This window comes from Rhodococcus sp. ZPP (assembly GCF_017656075.1).
Lineage (GTDB): Bacteria > Actinomycetota > Actinomycetes > Mycobacteriales > Mycobacteriaceae > Rhodococcus_F > Rhodococcus_F oxybenzonivorans.
Map to the genome: position 1 here is coordinate 172,346 of NZ_CP058638.1, position 26,904 is coordinate 199,249.

Here is a 26,904-nt window from a genome sequence, read left to right on the forward strand (position 1 = left end):
CTGCAATCGGACCGGCCCACCGGTCACAGCGGGGCCGCGGGCACGCATCGGCTCAGGGCAGATCGAGATACTCCTCGAGCACCGGCCCGATGACCGCAAGGACCTCCGGCTCGATCATCTGGTTGTGCTCGCACTCGAGCTTCACTTCCCGGATTCGTCCGCTCACCCACTGCGCCCACTCCTCGGGTGAGTGCTCCGCAGGTGACGACGCCGCAGTGAAGAACAGCAGGTCCCCGTCGAACTGTTGCGGACGGAACTCGTTCATCAGTCTCGACGAGTTCGTGAACCCGAGGCTGATGCGCTCGAGGTGTTGTGGTGTGATCCCCGTCTTCTGCCCGAACGCCTCGTCGAGCAGTTCGACAGCGCGCTCGTAGGTGAGTTCTCCGTCCTCGCTCTCGGACTCGAGGTCGAGCCCGAGACCGTGCAGCAACTCGGACACGGTGAGGCTGTCCGGGGTGGCGTCGGCGTTACCGATCACGTAACTGTCCATCAGGGCGAGGGTGGCGACGGATTCGCCCTCCCGCTGCAACTCCACCGCGATGGCCTGCGCGATGATGCCGCCGAGGGACCACCCGAGCAGGTGGTACGGCCCGGAACCTTGGATGCTCCGCATTTCGAGCACGTAGTGGTGGGCGAGCTCCTCGATCGAGTCGAAGATCGGTCCCCCGCTGATGCTCGGCAACTGCAGGCCGTAGACGGGACGGTCCTGCGACAGGTGTTGCAGCAACCCGGCGTAACCCCACGAGAGCCCGATCCCGGGATGGATGCAGAACAGTGGCGGTGTCTCCCCCGTCGGTCGCAGCGGAATCACCACGCGCAGCGCCTCGTCGACGGCCGACTCGCCGCCGCCGTCCGTGTCGATCCGGCGCGCCAGTCCCGCCGGTGTCGGATCGAGGAACATCGACTGCAGCGGGATCCGCCGGCCGAGGCGTTCCTGGAGAACGGTGATGACACGGGTGGCGACGATCGAGTTGCCGCCGAGGTCGAAGAAGCTGTCCGCCGTCCCGACCCGATCGACTCCGAGCACCTCCGCGAACGCCTCCACGACGACGCGTTCGGTTTCGGTGTCGGGTGCGCGGAATGCGGCCGCGGTGGTCCCGAACTCCGGCGCCGGCAACGCCCTGCGGTCGAGCTTGCCCACCGGGGTCATCGGCACCTGATCGAGCACCACCACGGCCGAGGGAACCATATGGGCAGGCAGTCGCTCGGCCGCGTAGGTGCGCAGCTCCGCAGGATCGAGGTCGTGGCCGTCGACGGCGCGCACGTAGGCCGCGAGCAGGGTGTCTCCGGACGGCCCTGTGTGCCCGATCGTGGCCGCGAAGGCCGCCGCCGGATGGCGGGCGAGAACGGCGTCGATCTCACCGAGTTCGATGCGGAAGCCCCGCACCTTCACCTGGAAGTCGGTGCGGCCGATGTACTCGACGGTGTGATCCCCGCGCCACCGCACCACGTCACCGGTCCGGTACATGCGCCGGCCGGGCTCGCCGAACGGGCAGGCCAGGAACCGTTCCGAGGTGAGGGCCGCGCGCTTGTGGTACCCCCGCGCCAATCCGGGCCCGGCGATGTACAGCTCACCGGGGACGCCCGCCGGGACGGGCTGCAGCCGCTCGTCCAGCACCAGGTACTCGAAGCCGATGGCGGGAGCACCGATGTTGACAACCCCACCGGGTCGCATCGGGGCGCTGACACTGGCCTGGATGCTCGTTTCCGTCGGACCGTACCCGTTGTGCATGCGGCGGTGGCGGCCCCAGACCTCGACCAGCTCGGGTGGGCACGCCTCGCCGGCCACGGCCAGCATCCTCAGCGTGTCGAGGTCGCGATCCTCCATCGAGGACAGCGCGGTCGGGGTGATGAACGCGTGAGTCACCTGTTCCCTGCGCAGCAGGTCCGCGAGTTCGTCGCCGCCGAAGATGGTCGGCGGGATGATCAGCAGCCGAGCCGAGGCGCCGAACGCCATCATCAGCTCGAACACCGAGGCGTCGAAGCTCGGCGACGCCAGGTGCGACACCGTCGAGTCGAGGGTGACCAGGAAACGCTCGTGCTCTTCCGCGGTGAGGTTGGCGATGCCCCGATGGGTGACGATGACGCCCTTGGGCTTGCCCGTCGAACCCGAGGTGTAGATCAGGTAGGCGGGATGCCCGAGGTGGAGGGGTCGCGTCCGGTCGGCGTCGGTGATCGGCTCGGAGGACACCACCGCCACCTGCTCCGCGAGTTCTTCGTCGTCGAGCACCAGCCACGGGACGGATTCCGGCAGATTGTCCCGGCGCTCGGCAACGGTGATCCCGACCGATGCCCGGCAGTCGGTGAGCATGTATTCGATGCGATCACGGGGATACGTCGGATCGACGGGCACGAACGCCGCGCCGGACTTGGCCACCGACCAGATCGACACCACCTCTTCGATGGAGCGCGGCATGCCCAGTGCGACGAACGTTTCCGGGCCCACACCGTGGGCCCTCAGGACCCGGGCCAGGCGGTTGGACCATTCGTCGAGTTCGCGGTAGCTGACGTGACGGTCCTCGAAGGTGAGGGCTGTCGCCTCGGGGGCGACGGCCGCCGCGGCGGCGAGGATGTCGGGCCACAGCTCGGGCCGGACCTCCGGCTTGCCGCGGGCGGGGGCCAACTCTTCTTGCTCCGCCTCATCGAGGATGGGCAGGGTGCTGATGGACTGCTCCGGGTCGGCGGTGGCGGCAGCGAGGACGCGGACGAACCGGTCGGCGATCCTGCGGGCGGTTTCCTCGTCGAAGAGCGACACCGCGAAGTCGAGGCCACCGCTGATCCCGGCGGGTGCACCGGTCGAATCGAACTGCTCGGCGAGGATGACCTCGAGGTCTTCCTTGACCATCCTCGTCTCGAGATCCACGCCCTCGACCCGCAGGTCCGGCAGCTCGAGCGACGCGCGCTCATTGTTCTGGAACTCGAGAGCCACCTGGAACAGCGGTGAGTAGGACGTGGACCTCCTCGGGTTCAACTCCTCCACCAACCGTTCGAATGGCAGGTCCGAGTGCGCGAACGCGGCGAGATCGCTTTCGCGGATCTGACGGACCAGCTCGGTGAACGTCGTCGCGGGATCGATGCGACTCCGCAGGACAAGCGTGTTGACGAACATGCCGACCATGTCGTCGAGAGCGGTTTCCCCCCGGCCGGCGACCGGTGTCCCGATGACGACGTCATCGGTGCTGCCCAGGCGAGCCAGGAGTACCACGAGGGCAGCATGGACCGCCATGAACATGGTGACGTTGTTCTCCCGGGCGAGCGCTGTCAACCGCCGGTGCAAGTCGGCGTCGATCGCGAACTCCACCCGATCGCCTTCGACACTCTGCTGAATCGGGCGTGGCCGGTCGGTCGGCAACTGGATGACGTCCGGCAGTCCGGCGAGAGTCTGCGACCAGAAGCGGAGCTGACGGTTGATCAGCGACGCCGGATCGTCCTCCGACCCGAGCACGGCGTGCTGCCACAGGGTGTAGTCGGCGTACTGCACCTGCAGCGGCGCCCACTGCGGACCGTCTCCTTCGAGCCGCGCGCCGTACGCGACCATGACGTCCCTCGCCAACGGGGCGAGGGAGAACCCGTCCGCACAGATGTGATGAACCACGATCGTGAGGACGTGATGGTCGGGCTCGGTCCGGAAGAGGGCGGCGCGCACGGGTAGGTCGGTGCTGACGTCGAATCCGCGGGACACCAGATCCCGCATGCGCGCCGGGAGCTCCTCCGCGGTCACCGTGGCGGTCGTGAATTCCGGCCGGACCAGCTCCGCAGGAAGTATCCGCTGGGTCGGTTCGTTGCCGACGGTCGGGAACACCGTGCGCAGCGTCTCGTGCCGCTCGAGCACGTCCGACATGGCCAGCCGCAGCGCTTCCTCGTCGAGCCGTCCGGTGAGACGCACCGCGAGCGGAATGTTGTAGGCGGGCGACGACGGATCGAACTGGTTGAGGAACCACATCCGCTTCTGCGCCAGGGACAGCGGAATCAGCTCGGGTCGCTCGACCGGGGCGAGCGGTGGGCGGGCACCCCCGCCGGGAACGGAACCCTCGCCGATTCGCTCGGCGAGCGATCGCACGTCGGGCGCTTCGAACAGTGCCCGAACTCCGATGTCGGTGTCGAGCGCATCACGGAGCCGGGCGGTGACGCGGGTCGCGACGAGGGAGTTGCCACCGAGGTCGAAGAAGTTGTCGTCGACGCCGATCCGCTCGAGTCCGAGGACGTCGGCGAAGATGTCTGCGATCGTCCGCTCGAGATCGGTGGACGGCGCGCGGAACTCCTTGGTGTGGACGTTGAGCTCCGGCGCCGGCAGCGCCGAACGATCCAGTTTGCCCACCGGTGTCAGCGGGATCTCGTCGAGGAACATGATGCTCGACGGCACCATGTGCGCGGGAAGCCGTGTGGACAGGTGCGCCGTCAACGCGGCCGGGTCGACCCCGCCTTCCGTCAGAGGTAGCAGGTAGGTGACCAGAACGGTGTCCCCGGACGGTCCGGGCACGCCGAGCGTGGTCGAGAAACTGACGCCGGGGAAGGTGGCGATCTCGGCGTCGATCTCGCCGAGTTCGATGCGGAAGCCGCGGATCTTGACCTGGAAGTCGCTGCGCCCCACATACTCCACCGAGTGGTCGGCACGCCAGCGGACGATGTCGCCGGTGCGGTACATCCGCTCCCCCGGCTCACCATACGGGTTCGCGAGGAAGCGATGGCTGCTGAGCGCGGGCCGCTGGTGGTAGCCGCGCGCCAGGCCGGCGCCGGTAATGTACAGCTCGCCGGGCACACCCACCGCGACGGGCTGGAGCCGGGCGTCGAGGACCAGCTCTTCGATACCGCGGATGGGTCCGCCGATCGTGATCGGCTCGCCCACCGCCAACGGGTCGCTGATGTTGGCCATCACGGTGGTCTCCGTGGGGCCGTACCCGTTGAACAGGTTGTGGCCGGGGGCCCACCGCGTCACCAGTTCCGGCGGGCACGCTTCCCCACCGACGGTCACGTGCTGGAACTCGTCGAGATCCGTGGGATCGACCGTGGCCAGAGCAGCCGTGGTCACGAAGGCGTGCGTGACGTGTTCGGCACGGATCAGTTCGGCCAGCTCGGCACCGCCGTAGACGGTCGGTGGGGCGATCACCATGGTTGCGCCGACGCCGAAGGCCTGCAGGTACTCGAAGATCGACCCGTCGAAGCTCGGAGTGGAGAAGTGCAGCGTGCGCGAGGTCTGGGTGGCCCCGAATCGCTGACGCTGATCCTCGGCGAAGTTGTCGAGTCCCTCGTGGGTGACCACGACGCCCTTCGGTTTACCCGTCGAACCCGACGTGTACACGATGTATGCAGCGTTGTCGAGGCTGATCGGCGACTTCCGATCCGAATCTGCCACGGGCAGAGCCGGTTTCGCCTGGCATGCCTTCTCGAACTTCGGGGAGTCGAGCAGCAGCCACGGCACCGTGTCGGGAAGGTCTTTCTCGTATGCCGTCGTGGTGAGTCCGATGGTGGCACCGGAATCGGTGAGCATGTGCTCGATGCGGTCGATCGGGTAGTTGGGGTCGACCGGGACGAAGGCTGCGCCCGTCTTCGCCACCGCCCAGACAGCGAGAACGGACTCGATGGACCGGGGAATTCCCAGCGCCACGAACGCCTCCGGGCCCGCGCCGCGCGAGATCAGCACCCGCGCCAACTGGTTCGAACGCTCGTTCAGTTCGCGGTAGGACACGTTCCGGCCCTCGAAGGTGAGCGCCGTGCGGTTCGGATCGAGCGCGGCAGCGTCCTCGAAAATCTGTGGGAGGGTCCGGACCGAGAAACCGGGGCGTCCCCGCACCGGAGCGAACTCGGCGAGTTCGGACTCGGTGAGCAACTGCATGTGCGCCAGGGGGATCTCGGGCCGATCGGATATCGCGGCGAGTACTCGCTGCAGGCGATCCGCGATCTCGTCGATCGCGCGCTCCTCGAACACCTCCGGCAGGTACTCGAATTTCAGGTTCAGTCGCTCGTCACCGGACGCAACCACGGCAAGCGGATAGTGCGCCGAGTCCTTGCCCCCGATCCCCGTGACGAACATGCCGGCGATATCGGTGTGCTCGGTCAGCCCGTCCTTGTCCACTGGATACGACTCGAACACGGTCAACGTGTCGAAGCCCGCCCCGAGCCCGGCCACCGACTGGATGTCGGTGAGCCCCACGTAATGGTGGTCGAGCAGTGCCGCCTGCTCGCTCTGGACGCGGGTGAGCAGCTCTCCCAAAGGTTCCCGGGGGTTCAGCGCCACCCGGACCGGCAGGGTGTTGATGAACAGACCCACCATCGACTCGATGCCGGGGATCTCCGGCGGCCGGCCCGACACGGTCCCGCCGAACACCACATCGGTGCGTCCGATCAGTCCACCGAGCACGATGCCCCATGCCGTCTGCACGACCGTGTTGAGGGTCAGTCCACGCTCACGGCTCAGCTCACGCAGGCGGGTGGTCTGTTCCTCCGACAGGGTGAAGGCGGTTTCCTCGGCCATCGCCGAATGCGCTTCGGCCCGGTCCATCGGCGCGAGCAGCGTCGGTTCGTCCACTCCGTCGAGAGCGGCGCGCCACGCCGCGAGTGACTCGGTGATGTCGTGGCGTCGCATCCACGACAGGTAGTCGCGGTATGAGTGCACCCGGGGCAGCAGGCTGCCGTCGGCGTCGGTGGCGTACAGGGTGAGCAGGTCACGGATGACCAGCGGCGTCGACCAGCCGTCGAGCAGGATGTGGTGATTGGTCAGGACCAGCCGGTAGTCCTGTTCCGTGAGCCGGATCAGCGCGAGCCGCAGCAGCGGTGCCTGCGACATGTCGAACTTGACCGCCCTGTCTCGCTCCAGGATCCGGTCGTAGTCCCGCTCGGTCTCGGCCGGTTCCAGATCCGAGAGGTCGAACTCGGACCACGGCAGGACGACACCGTTCTGGATGATCTGGGCGGAGGCCCCCGCGCTGTCGTGGACGAACGCGGCCCGCAGGTTGGGATGCCGATCGAGCAGTGCCTGGCCGGCGCGGCGGATCCGGTCGGCATCGACCTGCCCGCGCAGTTCGAGGGTCAGCTGAACGAGATACGGGTCCACGGCGGCGTCGGAGAACTGCGCGTGGAACAGCAGGCCCGACTGCAGAGGCGACAGCGACCAGATGTCCGCGAGTGCCGGGAAGCGGTCCTCGAGCCGGTCGATCGCGGTCTGGTCGAGGCTGACGAGGTCGAGATCGGACGGCGTCACACCGCCCGAATCGGGCCGCGCCACATGGACAGTCAACGCGGTGAGTGCCTGCACCCAGAGTTCGGCGAGTTCGCGTACCTCCGGCTCGGTCAGGACACCGGCCGGGAACGCCCATGTCGCGCGCAACCTGTTTCCGTCGGCGGCGGCGTCGGTGACGGCGTTGATGTCGAGCACCGAGGCGACCGGGATGTCGGAGGCGGGAACGTCGTCGAGCTTGGTGTCGCTCACCGGAACCCACGGGTGTCCGTGGGTATCGGTCGACGTTGCACCGCCCAGCCGTCCGAGGTAGTTGAACGTGACTTGAGGTTGGCGCAGCGCGCGCAGTTCTTCTGCAGTGTCCGGGTTCAGGTACCGCAGCATGCCGTAGCCGATGCCGTGGTCGGGGATGGCGAGCAGTTGCTCTTTGATCGCCTTGATCGCCGAGCCGGCGGCCCGGCCACCGTCGAAGGCCTCGTCGAGGTCGATACCCGACAGGTCCAGGCGCACCGGGAACATCGCGGTGAACCAGCCGACGGTGCGGCCGAGGTCCGCACCCGGCAGCACCTGGTCTTCACGACCGTGGCCTTCGAGATTGACCAGTGACTGGGCCCAGCTTTCACCGTGGGTGCGCCGCGCCGACCGGGCACGCCACCGCGCCAGTGCCAGCGCCAGTCCCGCAAGCAGGCCGTCGTTGACTCCGCCGTGATATGCCTCGGGCACCTTCGTGAGAAGTGCGTCGGTCACGTCGGTGGGCACCTCGACGGTCAGCTTTTCCACGGTGCCCGCCACGTCGACGTCCGAGTCGAGTGGCCGCGACCCGATCAGCGGGTCGTCACCGCTGAGCACCCCGCGCCACAGGTCGAGTTCCCCGGCGCGGTCCACGGCAGCGCCGGCGAGACCGTGGGACCACCGGCGCATCGATGTGCCGACCGGCTCGAGGACCGGTTCCTGGCCCGCGGAGAGCTGCGCCCACACGGTGGCCAGGTCGGGGACGAGGATCCGCCACGACACCCCGTCGACCACGAGGTGATGAGCGACCACCAGCAACCGTCCGCCGCCGTCACCGGCGTCGAACCACACCAGCTGCAACATGACACCGGCTACCGGGTCCAGTCGTCCCGCGGCCTCGTCGAGTTCGCGGGTGGCGATGTCGGCGAAGGTGGAACCGGTCACCGCGGGCACCTCGACGCGGTGGAGGAATTCGCGGACGTCGACGGACCCGGACCCGCGCACCTCGATACGCCACTGTGGTGCGGGCCCGGCCAGTTGGGCGCGCAGCATGTCGTGGTGATCGACGACCGCCTGGATCGTGCGCTCGAGCATCGTGCGGTCGGTTGCCGGGGGCAGGGCGAGCAGCGCCGTCTGGGTGTAGCGGCGGAAGTCGCCGCCGCGTTCGAGCAGCCACGACGTGATGGGGGTGGTCGGCATGTCGCCTACACCGCCACCGGGCAACTCCTCGAGGACGACCACGTCGGCAGCCCCGGCCCAGGACGCCACCTCGGCGAGGGTGGCCACCGTCTTGGCCTCGAACACGTCCCTCGGGGTGAGCACCACACCCGCAGCCTTGGCCCGGGCCACTAACTGGATCGACATGATGCTGTCACCGCCGAGCGCGAAGAACGAATCCTCCACACCCACCGAGTCCAGTCCGAGAACCTCGGCGAACAACGTGGCCAGCACTGTTTCCATTTCGGTGGTGGGTGCCCGGCTCGCGGACACCCGGGCGCCGAAGTCCGGTTCGGGCAGCGCGCGGCGGTCGAGCTTGCCGTTGCCGGTGAGCGGCAGGGCGTCGAGGACGACGAGAGTCGCGGGAACCATGTAGGACGTGAGCTGGGTGCCGAGGAATTCCAGCGCCGAGGACACCTCTACGGTGGACCCGGACTCGGGCACGACATATCCGATCAGCCGGTTGCCCCCGTGGCCGTCGTCGCGGGTCAGGACGACGGCCTGCGCGATCCCGCGGTAGCGGAGCAACGCCGACTCGATCTCACCGAGTTCGATGCGGAAACCGCGGATCTTGACCTGGAAGTCACTGCGGCCCAGGTATTCGAGTTGACCCCCGGCGTTCCAACGCGCCAGGTCGCCGGTCCGGTACATCCGTGTGCCGGACCCGAGCGGGTCGGCGACGAACCGGGTGGAGCTGAGCGCCGCACGGCCGAGGTAGCCCCGGGTGACCTGCTCGCCGGACACGTACATTTCGCCGATGGTGCCCGGCGGTACGGGATGCAGGCGCCGGTCGAGCACGTGCACACGCAGCCCGGCGATGGCGCGTCCGATCACACTGGCCGAGGCGGACTCGGCGAACTCACGGTCGAGCCGCAGGTAGCTGACGTGCACGGTGGTCTCGGTGATGCCGTACATGTTGACCAGGGTCGGCGCGGAGTCGTCGTGCCGGGCATACCAGCGTCCCAGCTGACCGAGGTCGAGGGCCTCTCCGCCGAAGATCACGTACCGCAACGCCAGTGCCGCTGCGGTCACGTCGATCTCCGAGACGATTCGGTCGGTCTCGGCCAGTTGGTAGAACGCGGTCGGCGTCTGGTTGAGGACCGTCACCTGCTCGTTGCGGAGCAGTTCGTGGAACATTTCCGGTGACCGCGCGGTGTAGTAGTCGACGACCACCAGTCGTCCGCCGTAGAGCAGCGGTCCCCACAACTCCCACACGGAGAAGTCGAAGGCATACGAATGGAACATCGTCCAGACGTCGTTCTCGTCGAATCCGTACAGCGGCTGGGTGTTCGCGAAGAGAGTGAGCACGTTGCGGTGCGAGACGACCACACCCTTCGGGCGGCCCGTCGACCCGGAGGTGTAGATCACGTAGGCCACCGACGACGCATCGAGGGGGGTGACCCGGTCGTCGTCCGTGATCGCCGCCGGGGACAGCCGCCCGAGATCGGCGTCGGTCTCGATGTCGTCGAGGAGGATGACGGGCGTCCCGGATTCCGGAAGCGCCGAGGCATCGCCGACGGTGGTGATCACACAGTTCGGTGCGGCGTCCTCGAAGACGAACGCCAGCCGGTCTGCGGGATAGGTGATGTCGACCGGAAGATATCCACCGCCCGACTTGATCACCGCGAGCAACGCGACGATCAGATCGCAGGTACGTGGAAGTGCCACCGCGACCAGGGTTTCCGGGCCGACTCCACGGGAGATGAGCAGCCTCGCCAACCGGTTCGAGCGGTTGTCCAGCTCACGGTACGTGTACGCCACGTCCTCGGAGGTGACCGCGGTGGCCTGGGGGAACCGGGCGACGGTCTGCCCGAAGCGGTCCGCCAGGGTGTCGTGACCGGCATCGACGCCGACGGTGTTCCACTCGGTCGCCATCGCGGCCCGTTCGGCGGCGTCGGTGAGTTCGATGTCACCGACGGGGGCGTGCGGATCGGCGGTCACCGCACCGAGGACCCGCAGGAACCGGTCCGCGATGGTGCGCACGGTTCCGGCCTCGAACAGGTCGGTGGCGTAGACGAATGCCGCGGTGATCCCGGCGGCGGTCCCCTCCTCGTCGAAGCGTTCCTCGACGCTGAGCTGCAGGTCGAATTTGGCCACTTCCAGATCGAAATCGACGGCCGTAGCGGTCAATTCTTGAAGCTCGAGTCGTGGGGTTTCATTGTTGCGGAATTCGAGCAGTACCTGGAACAGCGGGGAATGCGCAGTGGACCGTTCTGGCGCCAGCACGTCGACCAACCGCTCGAACGGCACGTCCGAATGGTGGAATGCCGCGAGGTCGGTGGCCCGCACCCGATCGATCAGGTCGCCGAAGCCCCCGGCGGGGTCGACGGCGGCCCGAAGGACGAGGGTGTTGACGAACATGCCGACCATCTCGTCGAGTGCCGCCTCACCGCGACCGGCGATCGGTGTTCCCACCGCGATGTCCTCGGTGGACGACAACGCCGACAACAACACGGACAGGGCTGCGTGCACGGCCATGAACATGGTCGAGTTGTGTTTGCGCGCCAGCGCGGACAGCGAGCGGTGCAGCTCGGCCGGAATCGTGAAGTCGACCTGGGCGCCGCGGAACGACTGCTGAACCGGCCGCGCGCGGTCTGTGGGCAGCTGCAGGATCTCGGGCAGGTCCGCGAGCTGCTCTGTCCAGTACCGCAGTTGCTGGGAGATGAGAGACTCGGAGTCACTTTCGCTGCCGAGTTGTTCGAGCTGCCACAGCGTGTAGTCGGCGTACTGCACCGACAGGGGGCTCCACTGCGGAGCGCTGCCTGCGATGCGGGCCGCGTAGGCCGCCATCACGTCCCTGGCAAGCGGAGTGAGTGAGAAGCCGTCGGCACAGATGTGGTGCACCACGATGACGAGTACGTGCTCGTCGGGCGCGAGAGCGAACAGTGCCGAACGAATCGGCACGTCGGCCGTCACGTCGAACCCGGCGGTCGCGAGCGCGGCGATGTGGTCGTGAAGTTCACTGTCCCCCACGTCGGCAATCTCGAGATTCGGTGTCCACTGTCCGGGCGAGAGCACCACCTGCGTCGGTTCCCCATCGTGGGAGGGGAACACGGTGCGCAGCGATTCGTGCCGGACGAAGACGTCGGTGACGGCCGCGCGCAGCGACTCCACGTCCAGCCGTCCGGTCAGCCGCACCGCGAGCGGAATGTTGTACGCGGCGGAGGAGGTGTCGAACTGGTTGAGGAACCACATGCGCTTCTGTGCGAGCGACACCGGCACGTGCTCCGGTCGCCGCCTCGGCTCGAGCGGAACCCTCGCGTGGTCGCCGTCCCCGGCGGGGGCGAACGCGGTCGATTCGATCATGCGGGCGAGGGCGTGGATTGTCGGCGCCTCGAACAGGGTGCGCACTCCGATCTGGGTGTCCAACTCGGCGGTGAGCCGGGCCGCCACGCGGGTGGCGATGAGCGAGTTACCACCGATGTCGAAGAAGTTGTCGTCGATGCCGACCCGCTCGATCCCGAGGACGGTGGTGATGACGTCGGCGATGGTGTGCTCGAGCACCGTGGACGGCGGGCGGAACTCGTCCGTCGTCGGCAGGAACTGTGGTTCCGGTAGAGCCGCCCGGTCGAGCTTGCCCACCGGGGTCAACGGGATCTCGTCGAGGATCATGATGCTCGACGGCACCATGTGGGCGGGCAGCAGTTCCGCCGCCCACTGCTTCAGCTCCGGCGGTTCGAGCGTTGTGTCGGCCTCGGGCAGCACATAGGACACGAGTGCGGTGTCACCCGTCGGCCCCGGGCGCCCGAGAGTGACGGCGAACGCCACGGAGGGATGCCCGGCGAGGGCACTGTCGATGTCACCGAGTTCGATGCGGAAACCACGAACCTTTACCTGGAAGTCGGTGCGGCCGAGGTATTCCGCTGTTCGATCCGGACGCCAGCGCGCGAGGTCACCGGTACGGTACATGCGCTCGCCCGGCTCACCGAACGGATTCGCGATGAACCGTTCGCTGGTGAGCCCCGCCCGCGCATGGTAGCCGCGGGCAAGTCCTTCACCGCTGATGTACAGCTCCCCGGCGACACCGACGGGGACCGGCTGCAGCCAGGCGTCGAGGATGACCTCGGCGGTACCACGGATCGGTCCGCCGATCGTCACGGGCTCGTCGGCTTCCAGGGGATCACTGAGGTTGGCGACGATGGTGGACTCGGTGGGGCCGTAAGCGTTGAGCATCTTTCGGCCCGGGGCCCAGCGCGCTACCAGTTCCGGCGGGACGGCCTCGCCCCCGACCGCCACGGTACGGAAGCCGTCGAGGCCTTCCGGGTCCACCGACGCCAGCGCGGCGGGAGTGATGAATCCGTGGGTGATGCGCTCGGATCGGATCAGTTCGGTCAGTTCGTCACCGCCGTAGACGGATGTCGGCACGATCACCATGGTCGCGCCGACCGCGAAGGTCATCAGGTAGTCGAGGACCGACGCGTCGAAGCTCGGCGACGAGAAGTGCATCGTCCTCGACGTGAAGTCGGTCCCGTACCGGGCGCGCTGTTCTTCGGCGAAGTTGTCGAGGCCACGGTGGCTGACCACCACACCCTTCGGGGTGCCCGTCGATCCCGAGGTGTAGATCATGTACGCCGGGTGCGCGAATCGCAGTGGCACGACACGCTCGTCGTCGGTGACTGGATCGGACGACATTTCGGCTGCGGCAGTGACCGTTTCGGGGTCGTCGAGCGTCAACCACGTGGTCGTGGCGGCCGGCAACCGGCCGCGGTCGGCATTCACGCACACACCGAACCTGCAGCCCGAATCGCCGAGCATGTGTTCGACTCGCTCACGCGGGTAGCCCGGATCGACCGGCACGAACGCTGCACCCGTCTTGGCGATCGCCCACACTGCGACGATCGATTCGAGGGACCGCGAAATACCCAGGGCGACGAAATCTTCCGGTCCGACACCGCGGCGGAGCAGCAGTCGCGCGAAGCGGTTGGACCGTTCGTCGAGTTCCCGGTACGTCAACCGGCGGTGTGAGGCCACGACCGCGGTGGCGTCGCCGGCCGCCGCGGCGGTCTCCGCGAACATCGCGGGCAGTGTCCGCACGGAACGGCCCGGCAGCCCCCGGACCGGAACCAGCGCGGTCTCCTCGGCCTCGGTGAGCAGCCGCAACTGTGCCAACCGCAGATTCGGCCGCTCGGCGAGTGCCATCAGGGCCCGGACCACCCGGTCACCGATGCGCGCGACGGCGTCACCGTCGAACAGGGTGGGAACGTATTCGAGTTTCAGTTGCAGGCGTTCATGCGCGGAGGCGATCACCGCCAGCGGATAGTGCGCGGCATTGGCGCGATCGTGCACGTCGAGAACGTTCATGCCTGCGATGTCGGTGTTCTCGGTGAGGCCCGCCCGGTCCACCGGATACGATTCGAACACCGTCAGGGTGTCGAAAACGGCGCCGTCGCCGCCCACGCCCTGAATGTCGGTGAGCCCCAGATAGTGGTGATCGAGCAGCGCCGCCTGCTCACTCTGGATGCGCTCGAGCAACTCCCCCAGCGTCTCCGACGGGTCGAGCACGACGCGAACCGGCAGCGTGTTGATGAACAAGCCGATCATCGACTCGATTCCGGCGATCTGCGGGGGGCGGCCCGACACGGTGCCACCGAAGACCACATCGGTGCGGCCGGTCAAGCTGCCCAACACAATTCCCCATGCCGTGCGAATCAGGGTACTCAGCGTGATGCCCCGCTCCCGGGCGAGCGCGCTGAGGAGTTCGGTGTCGTCGTCGTCGAGTTCGACGATCAGTTCACTCGATTCGTCGGTACTCTGGGCGGCCGCGTCGGCCGGCGCGAGCAGGGTGGGTCCTTCCAGACCCGCAAGGGCGCGCGCCCACACTCCGAGCGACTCCTCGGTGCTGCGATGCGACATCCAGGCGAGGTAGTCACGGTAGGGGTTCACCCGGGGCAGCGCGGCGGTGTCGCCCGCGGTGGCGTACAGCGTCAGCAGGTCGCGGATAAGCAACGGCATGGACCAGCCGTCGAGGAGGATGTGGTGGTTGGTGACCATCAAATGTTGTTCGTCCCCGCCCACCTGCATGAGCGTGAACCGGATGAGCGGCGGGGTGGACATGTCGAAGCCACGTCGCCGGTCGGCGTCGGCGATGCGGTCCATCTCGGCTGCACGCGCGTCGGCGTCGAGGCCGGACAGGTCGATCTCCGTCCACGGCAGCTCCACCTGCCGGGAAATTGCCTGGATCGGGGTGCCGCCTTCGTCGTAGACGAACGATGCCCGCAGATTCGCGTGCCGGTCGAGCAGGGCCTGCCCCGCCAGTCGCAGCCGCGCAGAATCCGCACCGCGGAGCTCGATGGTCATCTGCACGGTGTACGAATCGATCGACTCTTCGGCCAGGAGTGCGTGGAACAGCAGACCGGACTGCAACGGCGACAGCGACCAGATGTCGGACAGCGCGGGGAAGCGGGCCTCGACGCGGTCGATCGTGTCCTGGTCGAGGGACACCAGGTCCAGGTCCGACGGGGTGATTCCGCCGGCGTCGGGGCGGGACGCGTAGGTGGTGAGCGCGGTCAGCGCCTGCACCCACAGTTCCGCGAGTGCCCGCACCTCGGTCACGTCGAGCACACCCGCCGCGTAGGCCCACGTCGCGCGCAGCTGCGGACGGTCCTCGACCTCGGTGGTGACGGCGTTGATGTCGATTGCGGAGGTGACGGGTGTGTCGAGGTCCTGGGCGCGGTCCATGTCGACTTCCCCGGTCGGCGCCCACCCGGCGCGGGTCGCGGCCTCGGAGAGGTCGGCGGCGAACCGGCCCAGGTAGTTGAAGCTGATCTGAGGCAGCGAGCGATCCGCGAGCACGGGTGCGGTCTCTTGGTTCAAGTACCGCAGCATGCCGTAGCCCATGCCGTGGTCGGGGATGGCGAGCAGTTGCTCCTTGATCGCCTTGATCGCCGAGCCGGCGGCCCGGCCACCATCGAAGGCCTCGTCGAGGTCGATGCCCGACAGGTCCAGGCGCACCGGGAACATCGCCGTGAACCAGCCGACGGTCCGGCCGAGGTCGGCACCGGGGACCACCTGGTCTTCTCGCCCGTGGCCTTCGAGGCTGACGAGCGTGCCGTCGACGGGCCGCCCATGGGCACCGGTGACGAGCCGGGACCTGCGCCACTGTGTGACGGCCATCGCGAGTGCGGTGAGCAGCCCGTCGTTGACGCTGCCGTGGATCGCGTCCGGGACGGCCGTGAGGATCGCCTCGCTGACCTCGGCCGGCAGCTCGACGGTGATCCTGCCGACAGTGGCGTTCACATCGATGTTCGGATCGAGTGGTCGGCTACCGATCAGCGGGTCCTCGCAGTCGAGGATTCGCTGCCAGAGGTCGAGTTCGACGGCCCGCTCACCCGCCTGGTCCACCAGTCCGTGCGCCCAGCGCCGCATCGACGTGCCGACCGGCTCGAGGACCGGCTCCTGATCCGCCGAGACCTGCGCCCACGCCGTCGCGAGATCGGGCACCAGAATCCGCCAGGACACCCCGTCGACCACCAGGTGGTGTGCGACCACGAGTAACCGGCCGCCGGCGTCACCGGCATCCAACCACACCACCTGCAGCATCGAACCCGACGCCGGGTCGAGACGGTCCAGTGCCGCATCGAGTTCCGCGATGACGGCGCCCGCGAACTCGGAGGTGCCGGGAACGGCGGACACGGCCACCCGACGCAGAATGTTGCGCGCGGCCACCGAGCCGACCGGGCACGCCTCGAGATGCGACTCGTCGGTCCCGACGATCAGCTGCGCCCGCAACATGTCGTGCCGGTCGAGGACAGCCTGGAACGTCTCGATCAACGGTTCTATCGCACGCAGATTCGGGGGCGCGGTCAGCAACATCGACTGCGACATGCGGTTGAACTCGCCACCGCGCTCGAGGAGCCACGCCGTGATGGGGGTGGTCGGCATGGCACCGACGCCGCCACCGGGCAGTTCTTCGAGCACCACCACGTCGGAGTCGCCCACCCAGGACGCCACCGCCGCCAGCCCGGCCACCGTCTTGGCCTCGAACACGTCCCGCGGGGTCAGCACCACACCCGCCGACTTGGCGCGGGCCACCAATTGGATCGACATGATGCTGTCGCCGCCGAGAGCGAAGAACGAATCGTCCACGCCCACCGACTCGAGTCCGAGGACTTCGGCGAACAGGTCGGCCAGCACCGATTCCATCTCCGAGACCGGTGCGCGCCCCGACGACACGCGGGCGCCGAAGTCCGGCTCAGGCAGTGCCCGCCGATCCAGCTTGCCCGCCGGGGTCAGCGGCAGCGCGTCGAGAACGATCAACGCGGACGGCACCATGTAGGGCGCAAGGAAGCTGCCGACGAAGGTGAGGACGGCCTCCGGCTCGAGCTCGGCGCCGTTGGTCGGCACGACGTAGCCGACGAGCCGGTTCACCCCGGTACTGCCCTTGTGCGCCGACACCACCGAATGGGCTACGCCCGGGTAGCGGGCGAGGGCCGTCTCGATTTCGCCGAGCTCGATGCGGAAGCCGCGGATCTTCACCTGGAAGTCGCTGCGGCCCAGGTACTCCAGTTGTCCGTCGCGGTTCCACCGCGCCAGGTCGCCAGTCCGGTACATCCGGGCGCCGAGGCCGCCGTACGGGTTGGCGACGAACCGCTCGGCCGTCGTGCCGGCCCGGTTCCGGTAGCCCCGCGCGAGCCCCGAACCGGTGACGTACAACTCGCCGGTCACCCCGTTCGGCACCGGGTGCAGCCGCGAATCGAGCACCATTTCGCCCGTACCCAGCGGCGGCCTGCCGATGGTGACGGGTTCGCCGGGCACCATCGGACCGGTCACGCTCGACACCACGGTCGCTTCGGTGGGGCCGTAAGCGTTGAACATCCGCCGGTCTGCGGTGACCCACTGCGCCACCAGCTCCGGCGGGCACACGTCACCCCCGGTGACGACACATTCGAGGTGATCGAGACCCACGGGTTCCACCGACGCCATCGCAGCAGGGGTGATGAACGCGTGGGTGACCCGGCCCTCACGGAGCACATCGGCGAGTTCGGTACCGCCGATGACAGTCGAGGGCGCAATGACCATCGTCGCCCCGGACCCGACGGCGAGCAGCAGCTCGAGGATCGAGGCGTCGAAGCTCGGAGAGGAGAAGTGCAGGGTGCGCGAGGTCGCGGTGATGCCGAATCGGGTGCGTTCGTCCGTCGCGAAGTTCGCCAGGCCACGGTGAGTGACGGCGACGCCCTTCGGCATGCCGGTCGATCCCGACGTGTAGATCAGATACGCAGTGTTCTCCAAGGCAACGGGCAGCGTGCGGTCGGCATCGGTGACGGCAGCCGACGACTGACCGGCCAAGTCGTCACCGAGCTCGGGTGCGTCCACGACCAGGTAGTCGACGCATTCGGGTAGATCCGACCGGAACTCGGTCACCGTCAAGGCCAGCTGCGCAGCGGAATCGGTCAGCATGTGCACGATGCGGTCGGTCGGGTAGTCCGGGTCCACCGGCACGAACGCGGCGCCGGTCTTTGCCACCGCCCACAGGGACAGAACCGATTCGACGGACCGGCCCATCGCCAGCGCCACCACCGATTCGGGGCCCACGCCGCGGCCGATCAGTAGCCGGGCCAGTCGGTTCGATCGCTGATCGAGATCCCGGTACGACACCTCCCGACCCTGGTAGATCAGTGCGGCCGACTCCGGATTTGTCGCTGCAGCCGCCGCGAGCAGTTCGGGGAGTGTGCGCAGCTCGGTGTCGGGTGCGTCCATCACCGGGGTGAGCGCGGCGCGCTCGGAGGCCACCATCAGCTCGATGTCCCCGACGGCGCGTTCCGGATCCGCCGTGGCGGCGTCGAAGATCCGTTGCAGGTAATCGGCGAAACCGGCGATCGTCGACGCGTCGAACAGACTCGCCGCGTACGTGAAGGCGGCCGAGATGCCGGCCGGCTCCCCCGACACCCCGAATTCCTCCGTGAGGGTCAGCTGGAGATCGAAATTGGAGATGTCGGTGGCGAGGTCGAGCCCGGTGACGGTCAGTCCGGGCAGCTCGAGACGTGGCCGCTCGTTGTTGCGGAACTCGAGTACCACCTGGAACAGCGGTGAATGCGACGTGGCGCGTTCAGGCGAGATGGCGTCCACCAGCCGCTCGAACGGGAGGTCCGAGTGATGGAAGGCGCTGAGGTCGGTATCGCGGACCTTGGCCAGGAGTTCGGAGAAGGAGCAACCCGGCTTCACCGGGGTGCGTAGCACGAGGGTGTTGACGAACATGCCCACCATGTCGTCGAGGGCAGCGTCACCGCGTCCGGCGATCGGCGTTCCCACCGCGACGTCATCGGTGTCGCCGAGCCGGGCGAGCAGGACGGCCAGGGCCGCGTGCACTGCCATGAAGACACTCGAATTGTGCTCTCGCGCTGTGGTGATCAACCTGCTGTGCACCTGGGGGTCGATGCTGAACGAGTGGACACCACCGCGGAAGGACTGCTGGGTCGGCCGTGGACGGTCCGTGGGCAGCGCCAGCAACTCCGGGAGTCCGGCCAGGGTTCGGGTCCAGTAGTCGAGCTGGGCGGCCAGCAGACTGTCCGGGTCGTCGGCGCTGCCGAGCACCCGGTGCTGCCAGAGCGCGAAGTCGGCGTACTGCACGGTCAGTGGCGCCCAGTCGGGTGCCTGGCCACCGGTGCGGGCGGCATACGCGGTCATCACGTCCCGGGCAAGGGGTGCCATCGAGAAGCCGTCCGCGCTGATGTGATGCACGACGATGACCAGCACGTGATCCTCGGGTGCGGTGCAGAACAGGGCCGCGCGCACCGGCACCGCGACCGTCACATCGAATCCGGCGCCGGCCAGACGCGCAATGTGTTGCGGCAGGTCGTCTTCCGATGTTCCGATGGGGGTGAGATCCGGCACCACGTCCTCGGTGTCGAGGACGACCTGGACGGGCTCGCCGTCGACCATCGGGAAGCGGGTGCGCAGCGACTCGTGCCGTTCCAGGACGTCGGCGACGGCGTCCTGCATGGCGTCGTCGTCGAGGTCACCGGTCAGTCGCACCGCGAGCGCGATGTTGTAGGCGGGCGAATCGATGTCGAACTGGTTGATGAACCACATGCGCTTCTGCGCCAGCGACACCGGCACCCGCTCCGGCCGATCGCCGGCGACCAGCGGTGGACGCTCGGCGTTGTGGACGGCCTCGGACTCGATCCGCGTGGCCAGGGTGGCGACGCTCGGGGCGTCGAAGATATCCCGGACACCGATGCGGCTGCCCAGTGCCGCATTGACCCGCGCCACCAACCGTGTGGCCACGAGGGAGTTGCCGCCGAGGTCGAAGAAGCTGTCGTACACGCTGATCCGCGGTGCGCCGAGCAGGTCCGCGAAGATTGAGGCGAGGATCTCCTCGATGGGATTGCGCGGAGTCACGAATTCGGTTGACGGGCTCAGGAACTCCGGCTCTGGTAACGCACCGCGATCCAACTTGCCGGTGGCGCCGAGGGGGAACCGGTCGAGCACCATGATGCGGGTCGGCACCATGTACGCAGGCAGCGACTCGCCCGCGGTGTCGCGAATGTCGGCGGTGTCGATCTCCACGCCGGCCACCGGGATCACATAACCGACCAGGCTCTCCCCCGTCGCCTCGCTGCGATGCACCGTCACCACGGCCTGCGCCACCGACGAATGCGCCAGCAGCGCGGCCTCCACCTCGCCCAGCTCGATCCGCTGTCCGCGCAGCTTCACCTGGAAGTCGCGCCGGCCGATGTACTCGACGTTGCCGTCGGCACGCCACCGGACGATGTCGCCGGTGCGGTACATGCGCTGACCGGGCTCGCCGAACGGGTTGGCCACGAAACGGTCGGAGGTGAGGTCGGAACGCCCGACATATCCGCGGGCCAACTGGACACCGGCCAGGTACAGCTCACCGTGTACGCCGACCGGCACCGGATGCAGGCGGGCGTCGAGGACGTAGAGCTGGGTGTTCCACACCGGGGCACCGATCGGCACCGACACCCGGTCGGCCTCGGTGCATTCCCAGTAGGTGACGTCGACGGCGGCTTCCGTCGGGCCGTACAGGTTGTGCAGCGCCGCCGATCCGAAGTCCCGGAAGGCGTCGGCCGTGGCAGGCGGGAGTGCCTCACCGCTGCAGAACACCTGGCGCAGCGAACCGCACAGGTCGGGCTCCGCGCCGGCGGTGAACACGGCGAGCATCGACGGCACGAAGTGCATGGTCGTGACCTGATGGTCGGCGATCACGTGTGACAGATACGTGGGGTCGCGGTGACCGTCCGGCGCCGCGAGCACCAGCCGGGCCCCGACCTCGAGCGGCCAGAACAGTTCCCACACCGACACGTCGAACGTGACGGGTGTCTTCTGCAGCACCACGTCCGTGTGGTCCAGGTGATAGGTGTCCTGCATCCAGAGCAACCGATTCGCGATGGCCCGGTGGCTCACCGCAACGCCCTTGGGCCTGCCGGTGGAACCGGAGGTGTAGATCACGTAGGCCGTCGAATCGGGATGGATGGCTCCGCCCCGCTCGGCGTCGGTGATCGGTGTGCTCGACCGGGCCGCCAGGTTGAGGGTGTCGATCTCGATCGCGGAGTTCCCGGCTTCGCTCATCAACCCTTCGGAGCGATCACGGGACGAGGTGAGGACACACGTCGGGGCGGCGTTGTCGAGGACGTAGGCGATACGCGAGGCCGGATGGTCGGGGTCGAGGGGAACGTAGGCGGCCCCGGTCTTCTCGACCGCATAGATGGCGATCATCAACTCGAGCGATCGCCGCAACGACACGGCCACCCGGGATTCCGGCCCGACGCCGCGGGCGAGGAGTTCGCGGGCGAGCCGGTTGGCGCGGGCATCGAACTCCGCGTACAACAATTCGTCTTCACCGAACACCACTGCCACCGCGTCCGGCGTGCGCCGCACCTGGGCCTCGAAGAGGCTGACCAGGGTGGCCGAGGACGGTACGACGGTGGTGGTGTCGTTCCACTCCTGCAGGATCCGGCGGTTCTCGTCGGGGCCGCTCAACTCGATGTCGCCGACCTTCGCCTCGGCGTGGGTAGTGACGGTGTCGAGCAGCGTGACGAACCGTTCCGCGAGGGCGTCCATCGTGGACGGCTCGAACAGCTCTGCGGCGTAGGAGAATTGGGCGTCGATCGGGCCGGGGGCGCCGGAACTCTCGATGTGCTCGGTGAGGATCACCTGCAGGTCGAATTTGGCGGCACCGGTCTCGAGCCCCTGGACTTCCACCTCGAGCCCGGAAAGCTCGAGCCGGGTGTCCGCGAAGCCCTGGAGCACCAGCATCACCTGGAACAGCGGCGAATGGGCTTCGGAGCGTGTCGGTTTCAGCTCGTCGACCAGCAGCTCGTACGGCAGGTCGGTGTTACTGAAGGCCGCGAGGTCGGCGGCCCGGGTGCGGGTGAGGATTTCGGGGAAGCTGCTCTCCGGATCGACCTCGGTGCGCAGAACCACGGTGTTGACGAACATGCCGACGACGTCGTCGAGTTGCCGCTCGCCGCGACCCGACACCGGGGAGCCGATGGATACATCGGAGGATCCGCTCGACCGGGAGAGCAGCACCGCGAGAGCGGCGTGCACCACCATGAACAGGCTGGCATCGTGGGCGCCGGCGATGTCGAGCAGGGCGGCGTGCAGACGTGCAGGGATGGTGAAATCCGTTGTGCCGCCGACCATGGATTGCCGTGCCGGGCGCGGCCGGTCGGTGGGCAGGTCCAGCACTTCCGGGGCGCCGTCGAGAGTGCGGGCCCAGAACGACAGCTGCCGGGACAACACGCTGGTGGGATCGTCGGCAGAACCGAGCAGCTCCCGCTGCCACACGGAGAAGTCGGCGTACTGCACCTCGAGCGGCGCCCACTGCGGGACCTCACCGGCGGCGCGGGCGTGGTAGGCCACCATGACGTCCCGCGTCAGCGGCGTCATCGACAGTCCGTCGGCCGCGATGTGGTGGACCACGAAGACCAGCGCATGATCCTCGGTCGCCGTCCGGTACAGTTTCGCGCGGATCGGCGGCTGCACGGTCACATCGAACCCGGTCGCCGCCTCCGCGAGCAGATGGATGTCGAGCTCGCCGGGAGCTACCTCGACCGCGTCGAGGTCCGGACTGACGTCCGCGACCGGCAGCACCACCTGCAACGGCCCGTTCGGGGTATTGGGGAAGACGGTCCGCAGCGACTCGTGCCGTTCGAGGACGTCACGCACCGCGGCGCGCAACGCCTCCACGTCGAGGGTGCCGCGCAACCGGATGGCCACCGGAATGTTGTACGCCGGGGACGCGGTGTCGAGCTGGTTGATGAACCACATCCGCTGCTGCGCCAGCGACACCGGCACCGGGCCGGCAGTGGTGCGCGGCGCCAGCGGCGGGCGTGCCGACGTGCGGGGCCCGAGGGCGTCGATGCGGGCACTGAGCAGCGCCACGCTCGGCGCCTCGAACAGGTCCAGCACCCCGATGTCCGTGCCGAGCGCCGTGTTGACCCGGGAGACCACCCGGGTGGCGACCAGTGAATCACCGCCCAGGTCGAAGAAGCTGTCGTCGACGCCGACACGTTCGACGCCCAGCAGGTCCGCGAAGACCTCCGCGACCCGCATCTCCGTGTGAGTTCCCGGCGCCCGGTACACCGTGGAGGTGGCCTCGAAGTGCGGTTCCGGCAATGCCTTCCGGTCGAGCTTGCCGGCCGGGGTCAGCGGGACCTCGGCGAGCACCATGATGCGTGCGGGCACCATGTGTGCCGGCAGCACGGCCGCCGCGTGTTGGAGGACGTTCTCGACGACGAGTTCGGCGCCGACCTCGGGCAGCACATACGTCACCAGCACCGTGTCCCCGGAGGGGGCGGTGCGCCCGACCGTGGTCGCGAACGCGACGGCGGGATGCGAGCGTACGACGGCGTCGATCTCACCGAGTTCGATGCGGAATCCGCGGATCTTCACCTGGAAGTCGGTGCGGCCCAGGTATTCCAGCTCACCGCGCAGGTTCCACCGCGCCAGGTCACCGGTGCGGTACATCCGCTGCCCCGGGGCCCCGTGCGGGTCGGCGACGAACCGTTCGGCCGTCGGAATCGGCCGGTTGTGGTACCCCCGTGCCACACCGTCACCGGTGATGTACAACTCACCCGGCACCCCCTTGGGGACGGGATGCAGGCGCGCGTCGAGCACCAGCAGGTCGACACCGCGCGACGGCCTGCCGATGGTGACAGGCTCCCCCACGACCAGCGGTCCGGCGACACTGGCCACCACCGTCGCCTCGGTCGGCCCGTACGCGTTGAACATCACCCGGCCCGGTGCCCACTGCTCCACCAGGGCGGGAGGACAACTCTCCCCGCCGGTGACGACACACCGGATCGAGTCGAGACCGTCGGGGTCGACCGACGCCAGCGCCGCCGGGGTGACGAAGGCATGCGTCACCCGCTCCCGCCGGAGCAGGTCCGCGAGTTCGCTGCCGCCGTACACCGTGGACGGGGCCACCACCATGGTCGCTCCGCCCCCGACCGCCAGCAGAAGTTCGAGAATGGAGGCGTCGAAACTCGGCGACGAGAAGTGCAGGGTGCGGGACTCCGGCGTGACACCGAACCGTGCGTGTTGGTCGGCAGCGAAGTTGGCCAGCCCGACATGGGTGACGACGACACCCTTGGGGGTGCCTGTGGAGCCGGAGGTGTAGATGAGGTAGGCCGGGTCGGACAACCGCAGCGGCCGGAGACGGTCCGCGTCGGTGACGGCGCCGGGTGACTGGTCGGCCAGTGCCTGCCCGAACTCGGGGTCGTCCATCACCAGCCACGGTGCCGTCTGCGGCAGGGCGTCGCGATGTGCGGTGACGGTGAGTCCGACGAGGGCGCCGGAATCGGTCAGCATGTGCTCGATGCGGTCGGGCGGATAGTGTGGATCGACCGGCACGAAGGCGGCGCCGGACTTCGCGACCGCCCAGGTGGCCAGCACCGATTCGATCGACCGCGCAATCGCCAGCGCCACGACCGTACCGGGCCTCACACCGCGGCGGATCAACATCCGCGCGAGGCGGTCGGACTGATCGTCGAGTTCCGGATAGGTCAGGGTGCGGCCTTCGAAGACCAGCGCCGCACCGTCCCCTCCCGTCTCCACCGCGTGCCGCAGCAACGCAGGCAGAGTCCGCGGCTCCACGCAGGCGTCGCCGCGAACGGGACTCAACTCCGCGTATTCGGCGGGCTCGAGCAGGGCGACGTCCCCGATCGGCGCCGCCGGATCGGTCGTCACCGCCCGCAAGAGGCGCACGAAACGCCTCGCCAGCGCCTCGGCACTGCTGCGATCCCACACGTCCGTCGCGTAGAGCACCCGGCCGTCGATGCCGCCGCCCGATTCGGATTCGGTAAGTGAGAAGACGAGATCGAGACCCAGCGGCCGGTGTTCGCGCTCGATGGGATCGATGCGCACGTCCCCAGCTGTGTCGTGCGGGTGACCACCGTCGGTGAACTCGAGCATCACCTGGAACAGCGGTGCGTGGGACGGGTCCGGGTCGGTGACGAGCCGGGCAACCAGGTCGTCGAACGGCAACGCCGCATGCGCGAAGGCAGCGCGGTCGGCGTCCCGGATCCGCGCGAGGTGATCGGAGAAGGGCGACGCCCCGTCCACCTGCGAGCGGAGGACGGCCTTGTTGAAGAACGTGCCGCTCTCCGGGTCGACGGAGTCGATCGGATCCCGCCCGACGATCGGCGTCCCGATCACGACGTCGTCGGTGTCCCCGAGTCGTCCCAGAAGTATCGCGAGCGCCGCGTGCACGGCGACGAAGGGTGCGGTGCCGGCGGCTCGTGCCAGTTCGTGCACCCGCCGCTGCACCTCGGCATCGACGGCGAAGTCGACCACCTCGCCGGCACCGTCCCGCTCCGCCGGTCGCGGCCGATCGAGCGGAAGTGCGGTCACCTCGGGCAACGCGGCCAACTCGCGCGACCAGAAATCGAACTGGGACTGCCGTTCCAGAACCCGCGCCGCCAACCGGGCACTCTCGGCGTGGATGGCAGCCGTCCGAGTCTGTGGATCAGCGGTGATGAACTCCTCGATCAACTCGGCGAACCTGCGATGATGCGCCCGCAGTTCCTCGGGCCCGTACCGGTTGGGGTTGCCGCGGAAGTCGAGAAGCGTCTCCCCGTCGCCGCCCTGATAGATATTGACCAGCAAATCGTCTACCGGACCCGAAGTGACGATGTGATACTCCCCCACCACCGAGCCCAGGGTGAACGTCTGGTGGAACAGCATCACGTTGACCATCGGGCCTGCCAAACCCTCGGCGGTCCCGGACAATCCCGCGTCGCGGCGGATGTCCTCGAGGCTGCACCGCTGATGGCGCAGAGCACCCATCAGTTCCAACTGCACACGCTGCACGAGTTCTGCCACAGTGTCTTCGGGACGAACGGTGATGCGCAGCGGCGCGACGTTGACGAGCATGCCGCCGGACCGCTGGAGGGGGGCCGTGGTGCGGGCCGACACCGGCAGGTTGATCAGGACGTCCCGTCGACCCGTCATCCGCGACAGATAGCAGGCGAACCCGGCGACCATCACGGCCGCCGAAGTCGCACCCACCCGCTGATCCGAGACGTCGAGGAATTCGAGGGCCGCCTCGGACAGCGTGGCGCTCTCGAGCCGGCTCTGCGCCGCGGCCGGTGCGTCGTGGGTTGCCAGGGTGCTGCCGTGCTCGATGCCGACGATTCGCTCGGCCCAGTACTTGCGGTCGTTCTCGAACCTGCTGGAGGAGCGGTACTTCTGATCGAGGCCGTAGAGTTCGCGCAGATCGAGCGCCCGATTCGGTTCGGGCTCGGTGCCCTCGACGAGGGATGTGTAGAGTGCCGCAACACGATTGGCCATGGTCATGCCGCTGTAGCCGTCGAGCGCGACGTGGTGAATCCTCGTGTACCACAAGTAGTGCTGTTCGCCGATCTGCAGCACCGTCATCTCGACGAGCCGATCGCGGGTCAGGCGCAGCGGAGTCGCGCAGTCCTCATCCATCCACGCCTTCGCGGTGGCCATCGGGTCGGCCTCACCGCGGAAGTCGCGGAACCCGATCGACGGGTCGATGGTGGGATCCACCATCTGATACGGCTCCCCGTCGACATCGAGCAACCGCAGGAACGGCGACTGGAATTCGTGGGCGGCGCGAACGGCGGCCTCACTGAGCAGGTCCAGGTCGATGTGGCCCCGCAGTTCGACGTACTGGGCGATGAACTTGGGAACCGTGGGGCTCAGCTGTTGCGCGAACCACATGCTCCTCTGCACCGAGGACAGTGGGAACGCCCCATCGGGCACGTTCCCCTCGGCGGCGCGCTCGTTCGGCTGCGGCGAAGTCAAACTCGTCATCTCGTTCCCCCAGCAGGTATGAAAACTGTGGATGCGCA

1 protein-coding gene is annotated in these 26,904 nt (G+C 68.1%); it reads right to left on the reverse strand.

What is annotated here, in order from left to right; genetic code table 11:
• Positions 1-52: 52 nt before the first annotated feature.
• Positions 53-26,866, reverse strand: coding sequence for a non-ribosomal peptide synthase/polyketide synthase (locus tag HYG77_RS00970; RefSeq protein ID WP_208961623.1), 26,814 nt, complete (start codon positions 26,864-26,866; stop codon positions 53-55).
• Positions 26,867-26,904 lie beyond the last annotated feature (38 nt).